Here is a 24,014-nt window from a genome sequence, read left to right as displayed (position 1 = left end):
GCTCAGCTCCCGAGCATAAAGTGGGTGAGCAGGCCGATCACCCCAAAGAGGAATGCCGTCGCGGCAAATTCTGGAACCCGGAAGAGCCGTTTCTTGGCGAGCAGGGTCTCTACCAGGGCCAGGATGGGGGCGGCGAGGAAGAGTTTGATCAGCAGTGCTAGGCCGGCGAGGAGAATCGCCATCGGCGCAAACTGGTCAGCAATTCCCCAAGGAAAGAAAAGGGCAATGCCGATGGTCACATAGAGTAGCAGTTTCAATTGTGCCCCCCATTCCAGAAGGGCCAGGTGGCGGCCGGAGTATTCCAGCAGCATGGCCTCATGGATCATGGTGAGTTCCAGATGGGTGGCAGGATTGTCTACCGGAATGCGCGAATTTTCGACCAGAAGTACCAGGAAAAAGGCGGCGGCCGCAAAAACCATGCTTGGGTGGAGAGAGAACAGGCCCTCCTGGGCGTGAAGAACGATGGTGCTGAGAGAGGTAGAGCCGGCCAGCAGGGAGGCGATGAAAAAAGCACTCAGGAGCGCCGGCTCTGCCAGCGCAGAGACCAACATTTCCCGGTGCGCCCCCAGGCTGGCGAAGGGGGTGCCGGTATCCATGGCTGCCAGCACCTGAAAAATGCGGGCTACTGCCAGTAGTCCGACCAGGGCGATGACGTCGGCCGCCGGTGCCAGGGGCAGGTCTACCGCCAAAATGGGGACCAGGGTGCTTGCCATCACCTTGGTGCCAAAGAGAATATAGGGGCTGAAACGGAATAGCCAGGAGGAGTCCTCGGGCAAGAAGGCTTCCTTGTGGAAGAGTCGACGCAGGTCCCGGTAGCCCTGCCCCAAGCCAGCGGGGCGGCGGTTTTGCAAAAGCGCACGGAGCATTTGCAGCCACGCCGAAAAGAGTGGCGCGATGGCCAAAGCCACTAGCACCTGCAGGGTCTGCATTCCCCATGCACTCCAGTTCATCGGACCAGCACCAAGAGCACGACCAAGGTTAGAAAGGCATAGAGGAGGTAGGAACTGATCTTGCCATGTTGCAGCCGTAGTGCCTGGCGAGATAGGGCCAGGGCCAGTCGCTGCAAGGGTTCATAGAGTCCTACCCAGAAAGGGTCCGCAAGCTCTACCCGCAATTCCTTGCTGGCGGTATCTGGCTGGATCCGCCCGTGGTGTATCGGTTGAAAGATACGCAAGAGGGATTGGCTAAATCCGGCAGGGCTATCCTGCATCCGCGCCGTTCGCGCTCCGCGAAAACCGCAGGACCAGACGGGAACGCGGCGTAGCGGTCGACCAAAGCGCCACCATACCAGCAAAAAGGTCAGGAGAATGGCCACTGCGATGCCGATGAGAAACCATCCTGGCACATAACTGGCTCGTTCCGGAGAGATGGGCGTCAATCGCCAGGGCTGCTGAATTCCCAAGGAGTTCCCGGGCAGGAGCAGGACATTTACCGCACTGATGGCGTGGATGGCCAAACCTGGGAAAAGCCCCAGGAAGATGCAACCCAAGGCAAGGAAAGCCATGGCGAAACGCTCCCACAGGCCTGCCTCGTGGGCGGTATAGATGCTGCGCGGCTGCCCCAGAAAACTCAGTCCAAAGGCCTTGATGATGGCAAAACTCGCTAAAGCCAGAACCAGAACGACGCCAGTAGCAGTCAATGGCAGAATGGCTTGCAGGGTCCCCGAGGCCATTTGCGGCGCCAACAGGAAGGCCTGCAGCAGCATCCACTCCGAGGCAAAACCATTCAGGGGCGGTAGTCCGGCAATGGCAAGGCAGCCAATCAGCATCAGCAGGGTGGTTTGCGGCATGCTTCGGATCAGGGCCCCGAGTCGCCCCATATCGACGGTGCCGGTGCTATGGAATACACTGCCGCTCCCCAAGAAGAGCAGCCCTTTGAACAAAGCATGGTTCAATGTCTGGAAAAGTCCGGCGCTGAGGGCCAGCGCCGCCAGTGTCGGCGAGCCCTCGGCGACAAAGAGCCGGGCCAGGCCCAGGGCTACCAGGATCAATCCCATGTTCTCCATGGAGGAATAGGCCAGGAGTCGTTTTAGATCCCGCTGCAGGGTAGAAAAAAGCACGCCAAAGCCTGCCGTCAACAAGCCCAAAGCGAGCCAGACCAAGCCCCAGGAGACGCCCTCGGGAGGCAGGATTTGCCAATCGATGCGCAACAACCCATACAAGGCCATGGGCAGCATGGCGGCGCTCATCAGGGCGGAAACGGGGGAGGGTGCAGCGGGATGCGCCTCGGGTAACCAGACATGAAGGGGGGCCATCCCCAACTTGGCACCAAATCCCAGCAGGGTGAGGAGCAGTACGGCCTGGGCGAGCCCGGGCGCAAGTACCTCGTGCGTCAGGGCAGAAAAATCATTCCCGGCCAATGGGTTGCCGTGGCAGAGCAGGGCGAAGGCGGCCAGTAGGCACAGGGCCCCCAGGTGCGCCACGAGCAGGTACAGATAGGCGGCATGCCGCGCCTGGATGGTCTGCGTTTGGGCCAGAATCAGGTAGCTCGAGCTCAGGGCCATACCTTCCCAGGCCACTAAAAAGGTATACGCATTATCAGCCAGCAGTAGCAGCGCCATGGCCGAGAGAAAAAGCGGCAAAGGGATCAGAACCCGCCGCAATCCAGTTCTACCAAGTTGCCGAAAATAGCCCACGGCGTGCAAGGAGGAAGCCGTGCCTACCACCCCCAGCACTACCAGGAAAAAGGCAGACAAGGGGTCCAGCCGGAATTGCCAGAGCGGGATGCCGCCGACGGCGAGGTTCGGCGCGGGGGCGGCCACCAGTATCAGCCCCAAGGCGCCACTCAGCAGCCAGAGTAGACTCATGAGGGTACTGGTCATCAGGCTGGTGTAGCGTAACCAGGACGGGTGTAGGCGTGGGAGTAGACTCCCCAGACTCGCCAGAGGACCCAGGGCGACGGCTCCTAGAGCCATCTGCAGCGGCAATAGCGCATTCACTGGGCAACGATGATGAGAAGCACCGCGGCCTCGGTGCCGGTATTTCGCCAATTATGAAGCTGTCGGGGATCGTAGTAGATCGCATCCCCTTTGCCGAGTTCGTAGCTATGCTCCTGCTGTTCGAATTTCGCCGTCCCTTCGATCACCATGGCAAATTCTTCCCCCTCGGCGCTGCTGTAGGGGTGTTCCCCGCATTCTCCGCCGGCTTCCAGGGTGAGGAGGATGGGTTGCATCTTTTTGCGGGCATAGTCCCGCGCCAGGGGCTCGATACTCGCATGCGAACCGGCGCTGTAGATTCGCCGCCGTTGTCCGGAACGAAGCAGGATGGGCATGGGGCCAGCTTCGGGTTCGTCAAAGAGAGTGCCGATATGTACGCCGAGGGCAAGACAGAGTTTTTCGAGAGTGGCGATCGACGGAGATACCTGGGAGCTTTCGATCTGGGAAATGGCACTAGCGGAAACTCCAGACAGCTCCGCCAGCACGCGCAGGGAAAGCTGACGATCCTCGCGGAGTTTTTGCAACTGCCTGGCTAGTTGTTCCATGGGGGAAAGTGTACGATATATTGCACAAACAGTGCAATATTCTGTTCACCTGGTGAGCGAGAGAAACATCTGTGGCAGCCTTTCCGGTAATCGCTTGATCTGGTCGAGTACGGTGAACTGGCGACCAAAGATGTTACTGACATACGCATCGGCCTGCGGGTCCAGGCTGATGCAGTAGCTGAAAATCCCTTTCTGGTCGAGTTCATTGACGGCTTGCCGGGCATCGGCAACAAGCTGTTGAGAATCCGCCACGTCCACGTCTGCGGGCGCGCCGTCGGTAAGCAACAGTAACAATTTTTTCTCATTCTTGCGGGCACCCAGATAGTGCCCCGCATGGCGCATGGCCGCCCCCATCCGAGTGGACCAGCAGGCCTGCATACCCGCCAGCCGCGCCTTGACCGGGTCGCCCCAATGCTCGCTAAAACCTTTGATATGACCATAGCGTACTTCGTGACGGGTGTTGGAATGAAAGCCGGCAATGGCGAAGGGATCACCCAAGCTCTCGATGGCCCAGGCGAGGAGGGAAACGGCCTCCTGACTCAGTTCGAGGATGCTTTGCTGGGTATTGGGTACGGGATCATTGAGGGATTCCGAGAGATCGAGCAGAAGTAGCACCGCAATATCGCGATCGTTGCTGCGATGTCGCAGATTGATGCGGGGATCGGGAACTGCACCACTTTTGTAATCGATGAATGCCCGCAACGCGATGTCCAGGTCCAGTTCGCTGCCATCCTCCTGGTAACGGATGCGTTCTTTGTCCTGGGGTTTGAGCAGATCAAAAAGGCGTTGCAGGCGTTTGGCCAGGGCGCTGTGCTTGGCCAGCAAACGGTCGATCTGCGCGGGATCGCCTTGGGGATGAAGATGGTCGTATACGCTCACCCAGTCGGGCCGATAACTCAGGCTTTGGTCGTCCCACTCGGGATAGAGGCGTGGCGGTAGCGAAGAGCTTTCCTCGACTGATTTGGGAGAGGCATCTTCTGTGCCGGAGTCGTCTTCCTCGTCGGGCTCGATGAAGGTCCAGAGATGGCGGTTGTCGTCGCGATAATCGACCACCGTGTCGGCAAAATGGATATGCTTGAACTGGTCGCTGGGCAGCCGGGTACGGGTAACGAAATCTAGTGCCAATGCCGCCATATCACGGGTGCTGCACAGTTCGTTACCTGCCAGGAGGTCCCGAAAGCGTTGGACAAGGTCCAGGATTACGGGGTTGCGGTAGCCGTGCTCGGGATCGAGCAGGGCACGGGACAATAAGGTCAGGCGATGGCGCAGGCAAGCGGTCGTTTGTGGGTCGCAATCGTCCTCTCCAGGATGTGGGTGCAGGGCTAGCAGGAGGTTGCGTAACCCGGGATATTCCCGAATGAGCAGAGTGTCGATACGACAGTCTTCCACGCATTCCACCGCCAGCCGCTGGAAAGGACTCCAGTTGTCGGCAATCAGGGGACGGCTCCAGCGACGGTGCCCGACCATGTGGGCAAGTGCCGCACGGTAGCGGTCGATGCCGGCGACGCCTTGGGTATCATCGCGGGCATCGGGCAAATGAAAACCGAGTCGATCGAAATAAGGAATGGGTTGGCGCAGCTGGTGAAATGCCGTGGAATAGGGAATGAACGCGCCAGCCTCCTGCCAAAAGCCGCGGAGATAGAGATCCAGGCGGCGTTCCGCGTCGACCAGGAGGGTGCCGTGCCGCTCCCGTTGCAACACCGCCCGACTATCGGCCGACTGCAGGCCGAAATAATCCTTTTGGCGCTCGGGGTGACGGGCATGGTTGCGAATACCGTAGTCGACCCAGTTGGCAAGACCTTTCAGAGACAATAACTGCAGCAAGGCGGGGGCGTGGAAGAAAAATTCCGGCAGACCAGGGCTCGGGATTGTGGCTTGCCGACCGTGGATGGATCCTGTGGTCTGTTCTATCAGATGCAGGGCAATATCCAGATATTTTTGTAATGATTCCTGAGATTGCAGCCGTTCTGCTACGGCCCCCAAGGTTTGTAGCAACGTCGTAATGGCGCGCCCATTGGGGGATTTCTGTAGTCGCTCAATGCATTCGAGCACTGGCTGCAAGGCCTCCTCGCCAACCGCCTGGGCCACTGTCGGCCATTCTTCGAGAAAGGCGAGCAACGGCTCGGCCCCGCGTCCGAGTTTGCCAATCTGGCGGGCCGCGTCGAGATAGCGGGTTAGCCCCTGGGCGCTCAGGATTGCTTGCGCCTCCCGCCAGAGGTCCGGAAAGACACGTTTCACTTCGTCGAAGCGGCTGTCCAGACGCGCCCAGGCGTCGTCCAGGCGGGCCAGATCATCGGTGTGGGCAGGCATGTCGTCAGGGGACTCAGGCAAAGGTGCTACGGATGGCATGCTCGAGGGTGGCACGAATGTCGGCGTCGTCGGTGATCGGGGCGGCTAAGGCCATGCGGCAGGCGTCTTGGGGAGCGACGCCGTCTTCGATCAAGGAGGCGGCATACACCAGCAAACGCGTGGAAATGCCCTCGTCGAGTCCGTGTCCTTTGAGGCGCCTTGCCACCGCGCCAATTTTCACCAACTGTCCGGCGATTTCTGCTGCTACACCCGCTTCCTTCTCCAGAATGCTGGCTTCCAGCTCTGGTGCGGGGTAGTCAAAATCAAAGGCAGTAAATCGTTGCTTGGTGGAGGGTTTTAGGTCTTTCATCAAGCTCTGGTAGCCCGGGTTATAGGATATGACCAGCTGAAAATCCGGATGGGCTTGGACCAGTTCCCCTTTTTTGTCCAGGGGCAACACGCGCCGGTGGTCGGTGAGGGGATGAATGACCACGGTAGTGTCCTGCCGAGCCTCGACCACTTCATCCAGATAACAGATGGCGCCCATACGGGCGGCGGTGGTCAAAGGACCGTCGATCCAACGGGTGCCATGGGCATCGAGGAGGTAGCGTCCGACCAGGTCGCTGGCCGTCATGTCCTCGTTGCAGGCCACGGTAATGAGGGGCTTGCCCAGCTTCCAGGCCATGAATTCGATGAAGCGGGATTTGCCGCAACCAGTTGGCCCTTTTACCATCACCGGCAACCGTTTGCGATAAGCGGCCGCAAAGAGTTCCACCTCGTTACCCTGGGGTTGGTAATAGGGTTCGCTACGGATCAGGTAGCTTTGCGAATGCAGAGTAGGATCGTTCACGTTGCATTTTCCCTAGCAATCAAGCAAACAAGCGAATGGGGGCCCCGCATTGAAGGCGGGGCTGAGCCGCACCTGGGCACTAATGCCCGGGCGCGGTAGGGTGGTTGCCTTAGCGATGGGCACCAATCTTGTCCCGCCAGCCGGGATACAGCTTGTCGGCATCGCCAGGGAAGGACTCGAAGGCACGCGCAAATTCCTTATGTTCCTTGGCGTATTCGATGGGATCGGCGCCGCTCTTCCAGCACTCATAGGCTTGGCGCAGGGACTTGGCACCGGCCGCGGGGCTGTCGATGTGGCCGTAGGAGCCGCCGCCGGCGGTATTGATGATGTTGCCGTGACCTAGGTTTTCGAAGAAGCCAGGTAGCCTCAGGGCGTTCATGCCGCCGGAGATGATTGGGGTAGTGGGCTTCATGCCATACCATTTCTGATAGTACACCGGCCCCTGGCACTCGTCGCGCTCGATCATGTAGGCGATGTTTCGGTCGTCATTCTCGCCTTCCATTTTTCCATAGCCCATGGTACCCACATGAATACCGGATGCACCTTGCAAGCGAGCAATCTTGGCCAGCACGAAGGCGGTATAACCGCGCTTCGCCGAGGGGGAGGTGATCATGCCGTGCCCGGCGCGATGGTAGTGCAGATACTGAGCGGGGTATTGCCGCCGGGCGGTAGTGATCATGCCCGGACCACCCACGAAACCGTCCACCAGGAACGCTACCTTATCGGCATCGGGACCAAAGGTTTCCAGGATGAAATCTGCCCGGGCACACATTTCATAGTGATCGTCGGCGGTGATGTTGGCCGAGAAGATCTTGGCCTGGCCGGTTTCATCCATGGCACGCTTCATGGCGTCGGCCACCAGTGGGATGGTTTTCTTGAGAGGCGAAAAGACCTGGTTACCCTGGGGTTCATCATTTTTGATGAAATCACCTCCGAGCCAGAACTGATAGGCGGCATGGGCAAAGGGTTCCGGCCGCAGGCCCAGCTTGGGCTTGATGATGGTGCCGGCGATGTAACCTCCGTCCTTGAGCGGGCGCCCGAGGATACGCCATAAATCGGAGATGTCGCGGCTGGGCCCGTCGAACAACTGGATAGCACGCGGCGGTACCCAGAAATCGATCATCTTGGCGTGGGCAATGTCGCCCATGCCCTGGTTGTTGCCGATGGCCAGCGTCAGGAAGGAAACGATCATCATGCGACCATCGGTCACATTGCGGTCGAAAAGATCCAAGGGATAAGCGATCCGCATGTCTTCGGTCGCTTCGTCGATGTGGTAGACGAGGGCGTCGACACCCTTGGTGAAGTCGTCAGTGGTCGAGACTTCGACATTGGTACCCGTGGACGATTCTGCGGCAAAGTGGGCTGCAGCTTCCAGATAGCCATGCCCGGCCTTGGGCTTCATCTTGTACGCCACTAAAATATGCTGACCATTCTTGATCAGCTCTTCTTCCGAAAGGGACAGGTCAGCATAACGTGCCGATTGATCCATGGTATTCACTCCTTGTATTGTCAGGAGTAGACACTGTACCTGCTCGGAATAATCAATAAAAACGATTATATATTATAGAAACAATTAGAAATAATAATGATTCCATGGGTTGGCAGAATATCTACGATTTATGAGGGCACCGGCTACACACCATGAAAAATCTTACCTTACGACAACTGGACATCTTGAGGATGCTGGGAAGCACCGGATCCTATACCAAGGCTGCCAAGCAGTTGCATCTCACCCAGTCGGCGGTCTACGTGCAGATACGCAAGCTGGAGCAGGAGATCGGTCTCCCCTTGACTGAGCAGGTGGGGAAAAAGGTCTTTTTGACAGATGCTGGCAACGAGGTTTTGCGTGCGAGCAATTGCATCAACGACCAGATCGAAGAACTGAACCGTTCCCTGGAACATCTGCGTGACGTCGAAGATGGTCAGGTGCGCATTGCCGTCACCTCCGCCGCCAATGCCTTTGCGGTGGACCTATTGGCGCGCTTTCAACAGCAGCATACCCACATCCAAATCCGGCTCGACATTGCCAATCGCAAGGAGGTGTTGGAGAGCCTGGAGCGCAACGACATCGATATGGCAATCATGGGAGAACCGCCGCAAACGATGGATCTAATTGCACTTCCATTTCACGAAAATGACCTGGTCGTCATTGCTGCGGCAAACTCTCCCCTACCTCGCATTTCCGCCATTTCCCTGGCAGACCTCGCCAAAGAAACCTTTGTTCTGCGAGAGCCTGGATCGGGCACCAGAGAGGCAATCCTGCGTTATTTCGAGGCGCGCGGGTTAGAAATCGAAGACCGCGTCATCATGAACAATAACGAATCTATCAAACAAGCGGTAAAGGTAGGCATGGGAGTGGCGATCGTTTCGCGTCATAGCGTTCTCACCAAGATCGAGGCCGGGTATTTGCGGGAAATTGCCGTGGAAGGATTCCCTTTAAAGAAAATGTGGCATCTGGTGCATCGAAAAGGAAAGAAGCTGGCGCCCGCCCCAAATACCTTCAAATCTTACCTGTTGCAACATCAGTATGTGCGCACGACTACCGAACTATCCCAAATTATTTCGTGAGCAAATGGCAATGGCAATTATGAGGCTGCCTCAGGCTCATCCACTGCGAGGGATTCGAGTGATCGTGGATGGCATCTGGAGACTAAAAATGTTCATTTACGCGTAGTTGGACAGTAGCGTGCGCATCATTGCGCCGCTATCCTGACCAGTTTGGTTCGACCGGACGCGCCGGCTTTGATCGTTACATCGGCCTTTCGGCACCGGAATTTCTCCGCAACCAGGGTTAGCAACTCTTCGTTCGCTTTGCCGTCGACAGGAGGAGACTTCAGTTTAGCGACCCAGGTACCGTCTGCGGCTTGGGAGAGCTCTGACACGCGAGCTCGAGGTTTCACCTTGACCTGAAGCATAATTTCGACCATCTGTTACCCAACGTCTGTGCTGTAATGGCAAGGGCCGCCTGAGTCCTGCCGGAGGCGGGGGGCGTTGGCATTGACACCCGCCATCTCTCTCCTTTTTGATCATAACTGAAGAGATGCCGTCATGGAATTGCAATTTCTCTTGGGTGCCCGCCAGAGGGACCGACGGGAGCTGACCAGTGCTGTCGCCTCCCATCGATCCGATGTGATGGTCATGGAGAGCACAGGAAGCTACTGGAAGATTCCCTATGCGGCCCTGGAGGCAGACCTTGCTGGCGTTGATCCCTGCGATTATCTTGTGGATGTATAGCTACAGATCCTTTCTGCAGGTTTTTCAGAATGGCCACTGCCAGTCGCCAATCTCCGGAGGGTCGATACCCATTGCATAAGCATGTTGCTTAAAGTAGATCTGACGATCTAATAATTTTTCGCGTACGGAGGATGCAATTTCTGCGTATCTGGGTATGCGATCAATGGCATCTATAGCGAGACTGAATCGGTCAGTCTGATTAAGAATGGCCAACTCCAAAGGAGTGTTGATATTCCCCTTTTCTTTGTAACCTCGAACGTGAATATGGTGCTGACCAGAACGACGATAAGTTAGCTTATGAATCAACCAAGGATAAGAATGGAAATTAAAAACAACTGGCCGAGTTGAGGTAAACAGCGCTTCGAATTCCCGGTCCGTCAAGCCGTGACTATGCTCGCTCCAAGGGACCAGTTTGAAGAGGTCAACAACATTCACAAAGCGAATTTTTATGTCCGGCAATTCTTGGCGCAATAGCGCAGTAGCCGCCAACGACTCCAAGGTTGGTCGGTCCCCACAACTTGCCATGACAACGTCTGGCTCTGCTCCATAGTCGTTACTCGCCCAACGCCAGATCCCAATGCCTTTTTCACAGTGTATTGCCGCTTCTTCGGTGTCAAGGTACTGGAGATTCATATTCTTGTCAGCAATGATTACATTGACATAATTTACGCTGTTCAGGCAATGGGAAGCGACTGAGAGCAGGCAGTTTGCGTCCGGTGGTAGATAGATGCGAGCGACGCTGGGGCTTTTGTTGGCAACGACATCAAGAAAGCCTGGGTCTTGATGGGTAAATCCGTTGTGATCCTGCCGCCAGACAAGGCCTGTGAGTAAAATGTTTAGCGAGGAGATTTTGGCCCGCCAGGGAATCTCATTGCATTTTTCCAGCCATTTTGCGTGTTGATTGACCATGGAATCGATAATGTGAATGAAGGACTCATAGCTGTTGAGAAAACCGTGCCTTCCGCTCAACAGATATCCTTCTAACCAGCCCTCGACAGTATGCTCGCTAAGCATTTCCATCACTCTTCCCTCTGGAGCCAGTTCCCCGCCATCACTGTCCTCTGGGAAAATGGCTCCCAACCACGCTTTCTCTGTTACTTCATACAAGGCATCCAGTTTGTTGGATTGCGTCTCGTCTGGCCCAAACACCCGGAATCGATCAAGATTCAAGCGCATGACCTCACGCAGGAAATTCCCAAGGACAACAACATTGTTGGCCATATGCACGCCGGGTGCATCAACCGGCACAGCAAAATCGCGGTAGTCTGGTAAGTTCAGTGGCTTGCGTAACACTCCTCCATTGGTTACTGGGTTGGCACTCATCCGGCGATGGCCTCGCGGAGGCAGCGCCTGCAGCCTGGAAACCAAGCAACCATTCGCGTCAAAATGCTCGTCGGGTCGGTAGCCGCGTAACCAAGCCTCGAGCAAGGCCAAGTCTTCGGGCTTCCTGGCGACATCGGGGAGCGGAATCTGATGTGCCCGCCAGTATCCTTCCAGGTAATGCCCATGCACTTCCCGAGGCGCTGTCCAGCCCTTTGGACTGCGTAGTATGACCATGGGCCAACGCGGGCGAGTGGCTGCTCCCCCTTTCCGGGCATGTTTTTGGATGCCTTGAATCTCGAGGACACAATGCTCCAAGGTAGCAGCCATTGCCTGATGCATACTGTCTGGATCACTGCCCTCCACAAAATAGGGTGTATACCCATAGCCACGGAAAAGCGCCTCCAACTCTTCGTGACTGATCCTTGCCAGAATAGTTGGGTTGTTAATCTTATAGCCGTTAAGGTGCAACACCGGCAGAATTGCGCCATCGCGAACTGGATTCAGAAATTTGTTACTGTGCCAACTGGTAGCGAGCGGTCCCGTTTCCGCCTCTCCATCGCCCACGATCGTTAAAGCGATGAGATCTGGATTATCCAGTACTGCGCCCACGGCATGCGAGATGCTGTACCCTAATTCCCCTCCCTCATGGATACTACCCGGCGCCTCGGGGGTGGCATGACTACCAATGCCGCCAGGAAAGGAAAACTGCTTGAAGAAACGCTGGAGTCCAGCCAGGTCTTTGCTGATCTCCGGATAGACCTCTGAATAGGTGCCTTCCAAGTAGGCCTGGGACAGGATCGCCGGTGCCCCATGGCCAGGCCCGGAAATATAAATGGCGTTCAAATCGTATTTCTTGATCAGCCGGTTGAAGTGAATATACGTGAAACACTGTCCTGCATCGGAACCCCAATGGCCGAGCAGTCGCGGCTTTATATGAGCCAGTGAAAGTGGTTCCCGCAGCAGGGGATTGTCTTGGAGATAGAGCATACCAAGACAGAGGTAGAGACTCGTCCGCCAATAAGAGTCGATGAGAGCAAGCTCGTCGGCACCGAGAGGCGTCCCTGGAATTGTGGCACGGGCCTGGCCGTAAGCACTCAGTGCCGGCGGCGTCTCCCCATGTTGCGACGGTTTCTCTTGCATGTCTAGCCCCTCAGGATAATCTTTGCAACTCAGCAAATAATAGTGTAGCAGAAATCAATGAAGTCTTTGCTCGCCCCATGGTACTTGGCTGGTGGCCGAAACTGAGCAATAGTGCTACGGCTCGCGCAAGGCCACAGCGCAACGCCACCACGTGATTGCAATTTTCATTATTGGATCAACTAGGTAGATACTATGTTATGGTTGCTGCGCCCCTCGCAATAATCGGTGAGATTCTCGATGGTCGTCGCCGCGATGGTTTGCAATGCCTCGCGCGTAAAAAAGGATTGGTGTCCGGTGACGATCACATTGGGGAAAGTCAACAACCTCTCGAAGGTGTCATCGCAGATGATGTCATCACAGTGATCGCGGAAATATAGTTCCGCCTCTTCCTCGTAAACGTCTAGGCCCACTGCTCCCAGGTGCCGGGATTTAAGCGTCCCGATCAATGCCGCGGTATCAATCAGTCCGCCACGGCTGGTATTGATAAGCATCGCACCCTTCGGCAACAGCGCGAGGCGTTCGGCATTCAGTAGATGTTGCGTTTCGGGTAGGAGAGGAAGATGCAGGCTCACAATCTGGCTCTGCTGCAATAGCTCTTCTAGAGGCAGGTACAACATCCCCAGCTCCTGCGCCGCTGGATTGGGAGATATGTCATAGCCCAACAAGCGGCAGCCCATGCCGTGTAGAATTCGAGCCAGGGCGAGTCCGATTTTTCCAGTACCGATGATGCCTATGGTCTTGCCGTGCATATCAAATCCCAGTAACCCATCCAGGAGGAGATTTCCTTCCCGCACTTGGTTATAGGCCTTATGGACTTTGCGGTTGAGGGTCAGCATCAAAGCAAGGGCGAATTCGGCTACCGCATAAGGGGAGTACTCCCTTACCCGCATCACCGTCATTCCCAATTGTGTCGCGGTGGCTATATCCACATGGTTGTATCCGGTGCTCCGCAAAACAAGTAACTTGGTGCCCAATTTTGCCAGGATGTGCAACACCTCCTGATCGAGGCGATCATCTACAAATGGACACACAGCAGGAAAACCTTGGGCGACAAAGGCGGTTTTCGCGTTCAGCGTGACGTCCGTGAAAATCAATTCATGCCGCCCATTGTTGGCGGCATTCAGATACTCTTGATCATATGGCCGACTACTGGTTACCAAACAACGCATCAAACACCTCCTTTTTGGGTAGTGTAGACAAATTTACACCCTTCAGTGGGCAGGCCGCTTTCCTGCAGAGAGCGGCGCTGGGATGGGCGCGCCAAGGTGGCGGCTGCTGACGACGCAAGGTTGCGCTAGCTCAGGAATCTCTTGCTCATGCGGCGCCACCTCCTGCACGAGGTTTGCGCCCGAGACTTGCCTCGATTTCGAGCACATGGCGGGTGGTGGCAATCACGGTGTCGGGATTGAGGCTCATGGTGTCGATGCCGATCTCGACCAGGAATTCGGCCATCTCTGGATAGTCCGACGGCGCCTGGCCGCACAATCCGGAGTGGATGCCGTTGCGGCGACAGCCTTCGACCGCGAGGCGGATCATTTCCTTCACGCCGTCATCGCGCTCGTCGTAGTCGAAGGCGACGATTTCGCTGTCGCGATCCACGCCCAAGGTGAGCTGGGTGAGGTCGTTGGAGCCGATGGAAAAGCCGTCGAAGCGCTTAGCGAACTGGTCGATAAGGATGACGTTGTTCGGGATTTCGCACATGGCGTAGACCTGCATCCCGTTTTCACCGCGCTTGAGGCCGAATTCAGCCATCTTGGCCAGCACCGCGTCAGCCTCCTGCACCCGACGCACAAACGGCAGCATGAGGATCATGTTGGTGAGCCCCATGTCCTCGCGTACCCGTTTCATGGCTAGGCACTCCAGGCGAAAGCCCTCCGCATAAGCTGGGTGGGCATAGCGCGAGGCGCCACGGAAACCGAGCATCGGGTTGTCTTCGTCCGGCTCGAAGTCGGCGCCGCCGATCAGGCTGGCATATTCGTTGGACTTGAAATCGGACATGCGCACGACCACTGGCTTGGGCCAGAACGCTGCGGCAATCGTGCCGATGCCCTCGGACAGGCGCTGTACAAAAAAGCTCGCGCCGTCCGAATAGCCGCGCAGCAGTCGATCGATCGCCGTGCGTGCTGAGAGGTCCTTCACCTTCTCCGGGTGTAACAAGGCCAGCGGGTGTGCCTTGATGGTTTCGTTGATGACAAACTCCATGCGCGCCAGTCCTACGCCGTCGTTAGGCAGGAATGCGGTCTTGAAGGCGATGTCCGGGTTGCCGATGTTAATCATGATGCCGGTGGCAGGTCGCGGGATGTCGCTAACTTCGACCTTGTCGACATGAAACGGCACCTCTCCACGGTAGACTTTGCCAGCGTCGCCCTCAGCGCAGGAGACGGTGACCGTCTCGCCGCTGGACACAGCGCTGCTTGCCTTGCCCGCGCCGACCACGGCGGGAATGCCCAGCTCGCGGGCGATGATGGCGGCGTGACAAGTTCGGCCGCCGCGATTGGTGACGATGGCTGCGGCAGTCTTCATCACCGGTTCCCAGTCGGGGGTGGTGGTATCGGCGACCAGTACCTCGCCGGGCTTGAACTCGGATAGATGGGCGACGTCAGCGATCACGTGGGCGCGCCCGGCGGCGATCTTCTCGCCAACGGAGCGGCCGGTGACCAGGACCTCACCGCTGCCGTCGAGCACATAGGTTTCGAGTTGCGTCGGCTTGCGTTGCGAAGCCACCGTTTCCGGGCGCGCCTGCACGATATAGAGCTTACCGTCCAGACCGTCCTTGGCCCACTCCATGTCCATCGGATGGCCATAGTGCTCCTCGATCTTGATCGCCGCTTCAGCTAGCTCTAGCACGTCGGCATCGCTGAGGCAAAAACGTTCGCGGTCGACCTTGGGGGTGGGGATGTTGCGCGTGGTATGGCGGGCATCGCCTTCGACATAGATCATCTTCACCGCCTTCTCGCCAAGACTGCGACGCAGCACACTGCGGTGGCCCTGGTTGAACGTCGGCTTATGGACGTAGAACTCGTCCGGGTCCACCGCGCCTTGGACCACGTTCTCGCCCAGGCCATAGGCGCCGGTGATGAACACTACGTCGCGGAAACCCGATTCGGTGTCGAGGGAGAACATCACCCCGGAGGCGGCCAGGTCCGAGCGCACCATCTTCATTACGCCGATCGATAGTGCGACCTTGAAATGGTCGAAACCCTCGTCAATGCGGTAGTGGATGGCGCGGTCGGTGAACAAGCTGGCAAAGTCGCGTCGGCAGGCATCGAGCAGGCTTTCTTCGCCGCGGATGTTCAGGTAGGTATCTTGCTGACCGGCAAAGCTCGCTGTCGGCAGGTCTTCTGCGGTGGCCGAACTGCGTACCGCTAGGCTTACGTCCTCCCCGTATTGCTGCTGCAGCTTACGGTAGCCGGCAATGATCTCAGCGGCAAGGTCTTTGGGTAGACCGGCGCCATAGACGATTTCGCGTGCGCGCTTGCCGCGGCGCGCTAGGTCGCTGATGTCGTCGGGATCGAGATCATCTAGCGCGGCATGGAGCCTGTCCCACGCACCGGCGGCATCCAGCATGTAGCGATAGGCCTCAGCGGTGATGGCAAAACCGTTGGGTATACGCACGCCCTCCTTGCTCAACTTACGGTACATCTCGCCGAGCGATGCATTCTTGCCGCCGACCAGCGGCACGTCCTCGATGCTGAGTTTGTCGAAGAAGCGGATATATTGGTAGTCATTCATAGTTACTCTCCCTTAGTTTCTCGAGCTGCTGTGCGGTTACCAGCGCGAGCCAAGTGGCCTGGAGCGTTGCTAGCGCTCCATGACGCGCGCCAAAGCCTCCGGTGGAACTTTGCAAGAAGTTTAGTTGAGTTCCGATGGCGTCGGGGTAGCGCGGCCGGAGTTTGAGCTCCAGCGCGATTATTAGGCCGCCGTGCAGCGCACCGGCCGAAGTGAGACCCGCCTGCGGTGTGAGGCGCAGGCCCAAGTGCGGGTCCTCGCAGCGCCGCCACCAGGCCGCCAGCGCCTGATGGTCGATGTCCAGACCAACCGTTTGTGCGAGCTGGAGCGCGGTGCCACTGGTCTCGAGGTCCCCCTCGGGGACGCTCCATGCCCCACTTGCGCAGCGCGAAGCAGTAAGCAGCCTCTCCAGTTGCTCCTGTCCGCTTGTCAGCAAGTCCGGTGCATGACGACGCAGCAGTTGCGTCAGCCGCAGAAGACTGCTCAGCGTGCCCCGCCAGTCGCGTTTGCCGTCTCCCATCTGCATCCGCTGTTGCAAGAGTGTCTCCAGCCAGGCTCGCGGGTCGTGCCTAGGGCCGCGCTCGAGTAAAGCGAGTGCTGCATCGGCGGCCCAGCCTATGGTCAGGGTGGGCCAGCTGCCGTCAGCACTCTGCAGATCTGATAGCCAATCCTCAGTTCTCACTACCTCAAGCGGTTCGACGCCGAGTAGCTGCAACGAGGCAAGGGCGAAAAAGGTGTCCGGCGCATTAGGTTCTTCCACGCCCCATTCGGGCGTGCGGTAGAAGGAGTAACCGCCTTGCGGACAGCGCCGGCTGTGGATGTAGTGCAGAGCGGCGGCATTGTCGAAGGATAGTGATTGCATGTTCAGAAAGCCTCTGCGTCTGAGTTTGACATGATCTGAGGTGTCAGCACCACGAGCAGCATTGAAAACTGGGGAATTCTGCTCAGTCAGTTGTTTTATTCTAGACTCACTAGTGGTTGGCTGCACCTGGAATATTGCTCACAACATAAACGCTTCTCTTTCGCAAGCCTAGAAGGATGCTGGACGAGCCGACCTCTGGCGAGCGCTAAAGAAGAATACGAATGAGAGATAGGAGCGGTTTAGTTTTATTTTAGGGATTGGCCAGGAGCGCACAGACAAAATGCTGCTATTCTTCACAGGTTGGCTAGGTGCTAGAGGGAGGGAGGAATGTTTCAGAAGATCATATTGGCGGCAGACGGGAGCGCTGCCGCCGAACCAGCGGTGCAACAGGCCTTCCAGCTGGCACGGATTGCTGGATGCCGCTTACACGTGTTGACAGTGGTGGATATCTTCGGGGCCTATTTTGCTACGCCAGAATCTATCAAACTCCTTCTGGAAGAGGGGGGCAAGCTGCTGCTTAACCTTCAAGAACAGGGAGCAGAGCTCGGCGTGCCGGTAGAGACCCACTTGCTAGAAACCGATGTAGGAGACAAGCGGATCAGCGAGTTGATCGTTGCCGAAGCAGACCATCTTGGCGCCGATCTCATCGTCTTGGGCAGCCATGGTTGGCGCGGCGTACGCCAGTGGATTATGGGGAGCGTCGCCGCAGGCGTCTGTCAGTCGGCTCACTGCTCCGTTCTGGTCGCACGAGACTGACGCTTGGCAACAAACCCCGGGCAGGCCGGAGCACAGGCAGACGACCTCCCGGCTCCCCATCTTCTAGCCATTACCGTCGCGGTAATGACCGCCATCATCCTAAATGTCCTTGATATCACCATCGTCAATGTGGCGCTGCCACACATGGAGGGTTCCCTCCATGCCAACAATAACCAGATTACCTGGGCCTTGACCACCTATATGCTAGCCATGGTCATCGTAACGCCTCTTACCGGTCTACTGGTGGAGCATTTGGGTCAACGCCGGTTAATCCTTTTGAGTGTGGCAGGTTTCTTAGTGTGCTCGGCCCTGAGCGGCCAATCTCATGACTTACTAGAAATCGTTCTCTGGCGTTTTTTGCAAGGCGTTTTTGGGGCCTCCCTCGTCCCCGTTGGCCAGTCGATTCTCGTCGAAAGTTACCCGCGCGCACGCCGCAGTATTGCTATGTCGACCCTGGGAATGGGGACCATGCTCGGGCCCATCGTTGGTCCCGTGCTGGGTGGCTACCTCACCGAGGATCTCTCTTGGCGCTGGTGTTTCTACGTGAATCTGCCTGTTGGGATCATTGCCCTAATAATGTTATTTTTCTACGCTCCCGACTTTGGTCGCAGCGACCGACCTAAACGCATCGATTTTGTGGGTTTGCTCTGGATGACCCTGGGCCTTGGTGGATTGCAACTCATCCTGAGTCTCGGTGATCAGGATGATTGGTTCAGCTCTCGCTTCATCGTAATGATCGCGGTGGTAACTGGACTGGGATTTTTTCTTTTTGTCCTGCGCTGCTTTTCGGTGCAAAACCCAGTGGTCAACTTGCGTCTCTTGGCCGACCGCTCTTTGTCTTTAGGAAGTTTGGGTATCGGCCTCTTTGGGTTAGCACTCTACGGTACCATGGTAGTGCTGCCATTTTATTTGCAGAATTATATGGGTTACGAACCTCAGCTCGCGGGCTTGGTCATGGCCCCTCAGGGCGTAGGTTCTTGGATTTCCATGTGGGCAGCGGGACGACTGCTCAACCGCGGTGCCAATCCGCGTCTCATGATCCTAGTGGGAGTAGCCCTGGGAAGCATTGGAACCTGGATCAGCCTACAGTATAACTTGGAAATCAGCCCAGCCTGGATCATCTGGCCGGGGGTGATACGCGGCCTTGGCTTTGGTTTCATCTCCATCCCTCTCTTCACTCTTGCCTTTGCGACCCTTAGCAAAACAGACACACCAGCCGGCTCAGGGATCTTTAACCTCATGCGCAATCTCGGTGGGTCCATTGGAATCGCCGTTGTTTCCACCATTCTTACGGAAGAAGGGCAAGTCGCCTGGAACCAGATGGGCGGTCACATCAACCCTTTCGCCCCACCCCTATGGGATACTTTGGCCGCTGCTGGCTTTTCACCTGGGCCGCAGACATGGCAAGTGTTGGGGATGGAGTTAGAGCGCCACGCCGCTATGCGCGGAGTCCTTGACGGTTTCGTGTTTTTATTATTCACTTTTTTGTCGATATTGATCATCGTACTCTTTATGCACAAGTCCGAAAAGAGAAAATAATCTATCCATATTTACTTTGGATAGTAATAACTTTTATATAATTTCAGATTCTCACAATTTTTTGGGATCTGCAACAAGAGCAATCAACCACTCAATGAACCCAAGCTTCGGTTATAGAGTGGAGCAGAAGTATTCTATAGTTTTTGATTTCAAAAGAACCATAGCCGTATTGCCATAAGAATAATCGCTAGGGTGATGACAACCTTAATCCACTTTTCCCCATTGGAACTCAAGGTAAGGTGGCTGGAAAGCTGAGCCCCTACTAATGATCCGGCGGCAACACAGCCACCCAATAGCCAATCCACCTCGTGAAGAAAAGCAAATACCAATAAAGCTGGAAGGGTATAAATAGCAATAATAAACGTTTTGTGCGCATTAATGCCTGCTAAGCTAACCGATAGAAAGGAACGAAGTACGAAAATGAAAAGAAAGCCAATACCGGCTTGCACAAAACCGCCATAAAATCCCAGGATCAGCATGGATGGATAGAGGAAATAAGGATGTTTCTGAGGAAACCGTTGCAAGTAGCGATAACGGGATTTTGGAAGATATAAGGTAATCCCACTAAAAAGAAGCACCAACACCAAAATCTTCTGAAAAAGAACGCCTCCCAGATGGATACTGGACCAGGCGCCGATGATGGCTCCTGGTAGTGTCCAAAGGGCAAGCTTGCCAGCGAAACGAGGTTCCATCAATCCGTTTTTCAGGAAGTTCCGGCTAGCCAGGATGTTGGCTAAAAGAATACCTATGCGGTTACTACCATTTGCCATACTTGGACTAAGACCAGTGAAGATCAATAGTGGTAGAGTTAGAGCCGATCCAGCACCGGCGAGTACATTGACGAAGCCAGCGACCAGCCCCCCTCCAAACAGCAAAGGATATACCCACCAGTGATGCATATGTTTTCCTCACGGCACAAGTGACATCCACTACAATTCGGTATGAAATATTCGAAAATACAAGACCACTTTGGTCGGAACCGAAGCGTCCAGGTTTCGTTAAAGTCGTCCGCCACATAGACACCACTAATTTTGGTAAGACATTCAAGGTGTGCTTGCATGGTTTCAAGATTCAAATGGATGTGTTGCGTATCATAATCAAAATAAATCCATCGAATATGAGGTTGACTCCAACAAATATACCCACTAACAAAAAAGAACCTTGGGGCCACGTAAGAAGGAATAGTAAGGCGATGACAATGTCAAGCACACCGCTAAAAATGAACCAGCCATGGCCAATAGCCTCTCGCGCTTTGGGTCGAGTAAAATTACGGTAGGCATCAATGAAAAAATAGAGAATGAACAATAGACCAATGCTAGCAATTCCAAGAGATGGAATAGCCACCATAATGCCGCCTGTCACAAGCAATAGCAGAGGCCTAAGCCAATCTCCCAAACCATGGGCATGTAGTTGATAGCTGTGCACCACCCACGTGAATCCTCCGACTATAAGAATGCCTGCCAAGATGCCGTCCGTGGCCGCTGACATGGTTATCGGACTGATAATGCCAAGACAACCAAGTACAATCAGTACGATGCCGGCTGGCACAGTATATTTTCCGAGAAGCTTCTGTTCGGTCTGAACAACCGATGTAAAATTTGGAGGTGTGCTATTCATCAGGTCTCCTCAACAACATAGATATACGGTATAGGCTTCACTATAACACGATCGTATCGCTCAAAGTGGTAGAGCATCGTTTCCTCCATGCTATAGTCACGCTTTGCTCCGCCGAAAGCGGTATAGACCGTGAGGGATCAGAACCATTATAATTAAAGCACCTACCATAATTGGTGCATAGATCATCTCGGCAATATGTGCAGGTGGAATCATCCCGATAAAGAGACAGGCCAGAGAGGTTGCGAAACCGATTCCAGCAACTAACCAAAGACCCCAGTTACGTCCGCCTGGAATCCGATACGGGCGAGGAATGTTTGGCTGAGTATAGCGTAGGCGTATGGCTGCGCTAAATAACAACAAGTACATAAAGCAATAGAGTACTACGGCCAGTGAAGTCAGGAACAAGAATGCGGAGGTTACGGAAGGCATTACCAGTATCAGTAACGCTACCGCGCTCATGAAAAGTGCCTGAAGGAAAAGTAGGTTTCGGGGTACACCATACTGATTAGAATTTTGTAGAAAGGCGGGAAAAATACCACTTTGAGAAGCAGCCCAGATCCCTTTAATAGGCCCAAGTATCCAAGTACTCACCTGGCCAGCTGCGCCAAGTGCAACGAGGATTGCGGCAATTGGTAACAATTCTTCCAGATGCCAAGTTGTGAAAAGATGTTGAATGGCCTGTATGGCGCCGGACACCATATCCAACTGCGTGACGGGAACCACGACAGCGACCGCCAGACCTCCTAATAGGGTTACGACAAAGCCAAGTATTGCCGCGGAAAATACGGCAATTGGGTAGTTGTGTCGTACATTTTTGACCTCGCGAGCATGTCCCGCGGATACTTCAATGCCAGCGACACCAAAAATAAAACTGAGAAAAAAAGCAGATGATTCTCTGGGTTTTGTATTGGCAACCAGTTGTCCAGGGTGAGCGATAGATTCAGGTGAATGGGATGGCCCTGAATAACATAGATGATAGCCATAATGATAAGGACTGCGCTGGGAAGCAGAACGCCGGAACTTAGGCATACCGTAGATATCATTCCGGAGGCTTTGGTGCCGCGCAAATTGGCTGCGGTGGCAATCCAGTATACAATAAGAATTACGGCGACGATGAAATAACGATTGCTGGCAAGTTGGGGAGCAAAAGCGTAACTCAGGGTGGCGGCGATATAGGCAAGAATTGACGCGATTCCAAATACGCTTTGCGTCCACTGCAACCACACTGCGGTAAATCCCCATGCTGTCCCATAGGCCTCTTCTACCCAATGGAACACGCCGTTCTTCGGCCAGGTAGTGGCAAGCTCTGCCGCAACCAGAGCGATAGGGATGAGAAACGCAAACACCGTGACCACGTTGAAGAAAACCATCTGCAAGCCGGTGGCAGCCATCATGGGCATATTTCGCAGGGTAAAAAATAGCGCTGCCGTCATCATGGTGAGGGTGACCACGCCCAGGTATTGACCCTTGACAGGAATGGACGGGGTGCTCGTGTGGGCCGGAAGAGCTTGAGATTTTGGATTGAGCAAAAAAAACTCCTTCACTTTAGAGTGGACTATGTACTGGTAAGTCTTCGTAATAGTGGTACTTTGATTTGATCAAGCAAGAGCGTATAGAGTGCAGTTGCTCCGAGGAGGCAAGCGACGAAAAGTGCCGGTACTGGCGCCATCAACCAACCCATGATTGCCAGAATGCTGACAATGATAATGTCCGCCAAGCTGGCGATGGCCAGGAACGCACCGGGACGTGCGGCCCAGATATGACCGCGCTCCCGAACCAAAAAGACGTTGGCCAGTCCGGAAAACACCAAACCCAGAAAATCGAGAGTTTGTAGGGAATCTGTGGGTAAATGCAGCGTGCGGCCCACGGCATACACCCCGAATATATAGACTAGCCACGCGATTGATACCACCAGGGAAGAGAGTATGAGGGTGCGAATCGCCCAGCGATCCGGTTGCGGAGAAGGCCGCACATTATCTTCAGCGAGAGACATGGTGACGAAATCATTGGCGAAAAGCAGCAATAGAACGAGTAGGGGAGTGACGACGAAGCTGCGGAAAATAAGAAATCCCAGGCTCAGGAAAAGTGCTACCTGAAATACCTTGACGATTTTATTCAGGGTATAAGTCAGCATGCGCTGATATACGCGACGTCCAGTAGTGACTGCATCCAATACCCCTTGCAGGCCCGGAGTGGTGAGCACGATGCTGGCTGCTGCTTTGGCGACATCGGTAGCGGTTTCTACGGCAACGCCCATCTCGGCTTGTTTGAGTGCGGGGGCATCATTCACGCCATCCCCGGTCATACCGACGATTCGGCCTTTTTTTTGCAGGCCCTGAACCAGATGGAATTTATCAGCGGGAAAGACACCCGCATAGACGCCGCAATCTTCCGATAGCCTGCTCCGATCGCAGGTCTGGCCGACAATACCCAAAGTGCTGGCGACATATTGTGCGGTTTGTGTGCTGTCTCCGGTTACCATCCGGACATGAACGCCAAGCTGTTGCAAATGATGGACCACTTCCCCTGCATCAGGGCGAATAGGATCCGCAAGTGCAAGTAGGCCGAGAAAACGGGGTTTTCCCTCTGGTCCCGCGGCGACGGCAAGCACTCGCGCACCAGTGGCTGCCAGTTGGGCGGTAATGCTTTCCCAATCCGCGATAGCGCAGAGCTTGGCGATGATTTGCGGGCTCCCCTTTAGCGCCCGCCAAGCGCTTCCCTCTTGCTGAAATACCCCTTCGGAGCGTTTGCTGGCGGGATCGAAAGGCACGAATTGTTGCCGAACGGGGAGTTTGATCTGGCGCTTGGTCGCCTCCTGTAAAATGGCAAGGTCAATAGGATCTTGGGTGGAGTTATCGCTAGCAACCGACGCCATGGCCAGCAGGTCATTTTCCTCGACCTCGGGCCAGGGCTGCGTTTGGCTGAGGCTCAGACGATTCTGCGTGAGGGTACCGGTTTTGTCGCTGCAGAGGTCGTTCATGGCCGCAGCTTCTTCCACTGCTGCAAGACGAGTAACCAGAACTCCCCGATGCACGAGATGTAAGGAAGCTATGGCCGTGGCGAGGGTAAAGGTTGCTGGCAACGCCACAGGCACCGAGGCAACCAGAAGAATCAGTGCGAAGGGCAGGATCTTGGCGAGGGAGATATTTTCCACCATTGCGTAAGTCAGAATAGCGACTACCAGCAGCACATCCA

The 24,014-nt window shown here is 55.5% G+C and carries 18 protein-coding genes and 1 pseudogene; 4 read left to right on the top strand and 15 right to left on the bottom strand.

The genetic code is table 11. The annotated features are described in order from the left end of the window. Positions 1–2 precede the first annotated feature (2 nt). From AC2VNM_RS06125 to AC2VNM_RS06100, 6 genes are all read right to left on the bottom strand, one after another. Entirely contained in the window at positions 3–950 is a 948-nt protein-coding gene (locus AC2VNM_RS06125) for a respiratory chain complex I subunit 1 family protein (protein ID WP_483165474.1), read from the bottom strand. Beyond that, entirely contained in the window at positions 947–2,938 is a 1,992-nt protein-coding gene (locus AC2VNM_RS06120) for a proton-conducting transporter transmembrane domain-containing protein (protein ID WP_483165475.1), read from the bottom strand. Before AC2VNM_RS06120 ends, AC2VNM_RS06125 begins: the two co-directional genes overlap by 4 nt. Further along, positions 2,935–3,480, bottom strand: a complete 546-nt coding sequence (locus AC2VNM_RS06115) for a helix-turn-helix domain-containing protein (protein ID WP_483165476.1) — start codon at positions 3,478–3,480, stop codon at positions 2,935–2,937. The genes AC2VNM_RS06120 and AC2VNM_RS06115 overlap by 4 nt, the downstream gene beginning before the upstream one ends. 45 nt (positions 3,481–3,525) lie before the next feature. Then, a complete protein-coding gene (locus AC2VNM_RS06110; RefSeq protein ID WP_486913036.1) occupies positions 3,526–5,811 on the bottom strand; it encodes a nitric oxide reductase activation protein NorD in 2,286 nt (761 codons plus the stop codon). Continuing rightward, complete coding sequence (locus AC2VNM_RS06105; protein ID WP_483165478.1) at positions 5,804–6,619, bottom strand: AAA family ATPase; 816 nt, start codon at positions 6,617–6,619, stop codon at positions 5,804–5,806. The genes AC2VNM_RS06110 and AC2VNM_RS06105 overlap by 8 nt, the downstream gene beginning before the upstream one ends. Positions 6,620–6,728: 109 nt before the next feature. Next, on the bottom strand, positions 6,729–8,108 hold the full coding sequence (locus tag AC2VNM_RS06100) for a ribulose-bisphosphate carboxylase (protein ID WP_483165479.1): 1,380 nt from the start codon (positions 8,106–8,108) through the stop codon (positions 6,729–6,731). A gap of 152 nt (positions 8,109–8,260) precedes the next feature. On the opposite strand from AC2VNM_RS06100, the gene AC2VNM_RS06095 reads away from it, so the two are divergent. After that, positions 8,261–9,187 carry a LysR family transcriptional regulator gene (locus AC2VNM_RS06095; RefSeq protein WP_483165480.1) on the top strand — a complete coding sequence of 309 codons (927 nt, stop codon included), beginning with the start codon at positions 8,261–8,263 and terminating at the stop codon, positions 9,185–9,187. Positions 9,188–9,312: 125 nt separating this feature from the next. On the opposite strand, the gene AC2VNM_RS06090 is transcribed toward AC2VNM_RS06095, so the two are convergent. After that, entirely contained in the window at positions 9,313–9,534 is a 222-nt protein-coding gene (locus AC2VNM_RS06090) for a DUF167 domain-containing protein (protein ID WP_486913045.1), read from the bottom strand. A gap of 133 nt (positions 9,535–9,667) precedes the next feature. Here AC2VNM_RS06090 and AC2VNM_RS06085 point away from each other — a divergent pair, with 133 nt between their 5' ends. Next, positions 9,668–9,853, top strand: a complete 186-nt coding sequence (locus AC2VNM_RS06085; protein ID WP_483165482.1) for a hypothetical protein — start codon at positions 9,668–9,670, stop codon at positions 9,851–9,853. A gap of 24 nt (positions 9,854–9,877) precedes the next feature. On the opposite strand, the gene AC2VNM_RS06080 is transcribed toward AC2VNM_RS06085, so the two are convergent. From AC2VNM_RS06080 to AC2VNM_RS06065, 4 genes are all read right to left on the bottom strand, one after another. Then, positions 9,878–12,316 carry a phosphoketolase family protein gene (locus AC2VNM_RS06080; RefSeq protein ID WP_483165483.1) on the bottom strand — a complete coding sequence of 813 codons (2,439 nt, stop codon included), beginning with the start codon at positions 12,314–12,316 and terminating at the stop codon, positions 9,878–9,880. Between the two features lie 179 nt (positions 12,317–12,495). Beyond that, positions 12,496–13,485: a 2-hydroxyacid dehydrogenase gene (locus AC2VNM_RS06075; protein ID WP_483165484.1), complete on the bottom strand. Its 990-nt coding sequence runs from the start codon at positions 13,483–13,485 to the stop codon at positions 12,496–12,498. Positions 13,486–13,630: 145 nt separating this feature from the next. Further along, positions 13,631–16,048: a phosphoenolpyruvate synthase gene (gene ppsA / locus AC2VNM_RS06070; RefSeq protein ID WP_483167278.1), complete on the bottom strand. Its 2,418-nt coding sequence runs from the start codon at positions 16,046–16,048 to the stop codon at positions 13,631–13,633. Beyond that, the gene (locus AC2VNM_RS06065) at positions 16,041–16,907 is read right to left on the bottom strand and encodes a hypothetical protein (RefSeq protein ID WP_483167279.1); all 867 of its coding nucleotides are present in this window, start codon (positions 16,905–16,907) and stop codon (positions 16,041–16,043) included. Before AC2VNM_RS06065 ends, ppsA begins: the two co-directional genes overlap by 8 nt. Positions 16,908–17,234: 327 nt before the next feature. Here AC2VNM_RS06065 and AC2VNM_RS06060 point away from each other — a divergent pair, with 327 nt between their 5' ends. Both AC2VNM_RS06060 and AC2VNM_RS06055 read left to right on the top strand, forming a co-directional pair. After that, positions 17,235–17,663: a universal stress protein gene (locus tag AC2VNM_RS06060; RefSeq protein ID WP_483167280.1), complete on the top strand. Its 429-nt coding sequence runs from the start codon at positions 17,235–17,237 to the stop codon at positions 17,661–17,663. Between the two features lie 3 nt (positions 17,664–17,666). After that, positions 17,667–19,202, top strand: a complete 1,536-nt coding sequence (locus tag AC2VNM_RS06055; RefSeq protein WP_483167281.1) for an MDR family MFS transporter — start codon at positions 17,667–17,669, stop codon at positions 19,200–19,202. Between the two features lie 149 nt (positions 19,203–19,351). Here the strand turns inward: AC2VNM_RS06055 and AC2VNM_RS06050 are convergent, their stop codons facing one another. The 4 genes and pseudogenes from AC2VNM_RS06050 to AC2VNM_RS06035 form a co-directional block, all read right to left on the bottom strand. Further along, positions 19,352–20,101: a sulfite exporter TauE/SafE family protein gene (locus AC2VNM_RS06050; protein ID WP_483189769.1), complete on the bottom strand. Its 750-nt coding sequence runs from the start codon at positions 20,099–20,101 to the stop codon at positions 19,352–19,354. A 172-nt stretch (positions 20,102–20,273) separates the two neighbouring features. Continuing rightward, positions 20,274–20,819, bottom strand: coding sequence for an HdeD family acid-resistance protein (locus AC2VNM_RS06045; protein ID WP_483189770.1), 546 nt, complete (start codon positions 20,817–20,819; stop codon positions 20,274–20,276). A 96-nt stretch (positions 20,820–20,915) separates the two neighbouring features. Further along, positions 20,916–22,219: pseudogene (locus AC2VNM_RS06040) on the bottom strand (APC family permease). 155 nt (positions 22,220–22,374) lie between these two features. Then, positions 22,375–24,014: HAD-IC family P-type ATPase (locus AC2VNM_RS06035; protein ID WP_486913034.1), on the bottom strand; the 1,640-nt coding region annotated here is incomplete at its 5' end.

It is taken from the genome of Acidithiobacillus sp. TH-A67 (assembly GCF_057473545.1).
The sequence above is the reverse complement of the archived record's forward strand: the minus strand, read 5'-3'. Positions and strand labels throughout refer to the sequence as shown.

Bases quoted from the DNA above. Each gene is read 5' to 3' on its own strand.
- AC2VNM_RS06125 (WP_483165474.1), bottom strand. From the start codon at position 950: ATGAACTGGAGTGCATGGGGAATGCAGACCCTGCAGGTGCTAGTGGCT.
- AC2VNM_RS06050 (WP_483189769.1), bottom strand. From the start codon at position 20,101: ATGCATCACTGGTGGGTATATCCTTTGCTGTTTGGAGGGGGGCTGGTC.
- AC2VNM_RS06080 (WP_483165483.1), bottom strand. From the start codon at position 12,316: ATGCAAGAGAAACCGTCGCAACATGGGGAGACGCCGCCGGCACTGAGT.
- ppsA (WP_483167278.1), bottom strand. From the start codon at position 16,048: ATGAATGACTACCAATATATCCGCTTCTTCGACAAACTCAGCATCGAG.
- AC2VNM_RS06085 (WP_483165482.1), top strand. From the start codon at position 9,668: ATGGAATTGCAATTTCTCTTGGGTGCCCGCCAGAGGGACCGACGGGAG.
- AC2VNM_RS06090 (WP_486913045.1), bottom strand. From the start codon at position 9,534: ATGCTTCAGGTCAAGGTGAAACCTCGAGCTCGCGTGTCAGAGCTCTCC.
- AC2VNM_RS06075 (WP_483165484.1), bottom strand. From the start codon at position 13,485: ATGCGTTGTTTGGTAACCAGTAGTCGGCCATATGATCAAGAGTATCTG.
- AC2VNM_RS06045 (WP_483189770.1), bottom strand. From the start codon at position 20,819: ATGAATAGCACACCTCCAAATTTTACATCGGTTGTTCAGACCGAACAG.
- AC2VNM_RS06065 (WP_483167279.1), bottom strand. From the start codon at position 16,907: ATGCAATCACTATCCTTCGACAATGCCGCCGCTCTGCACTACATCCAC.
- AC2VNM_RS06060 (WP_483167280.1), top strand. From the start codon at position 17,235: ATGTTTCAGAAGATCATATTGGCGGCAGACGGGAGCGCTGCCGCCGAA.
- AC2VNM_RS06115 (WP_483165476.1), bottom strand. From the start codon at position 3,480: ATGGAACAACTAGCCAGGCAGTTGCAAAAACTCCGCGAGGATCGTCAG.
- AC2VNM_RS06095 (WP_483165480.1), top strand. From the start codon at position 8,261: ATGAAAAATCTTACCTTACGACAACTGGACATCTTGAGGATGCTGGGA.
- AC2VNM_RS06100 (WP_483165479.1), bottom strand. From the start codon at position 8,108: ATGGATCAATCGGCACGTTATGCTGACCTGTCCCTTTCGGAAGAAGAG.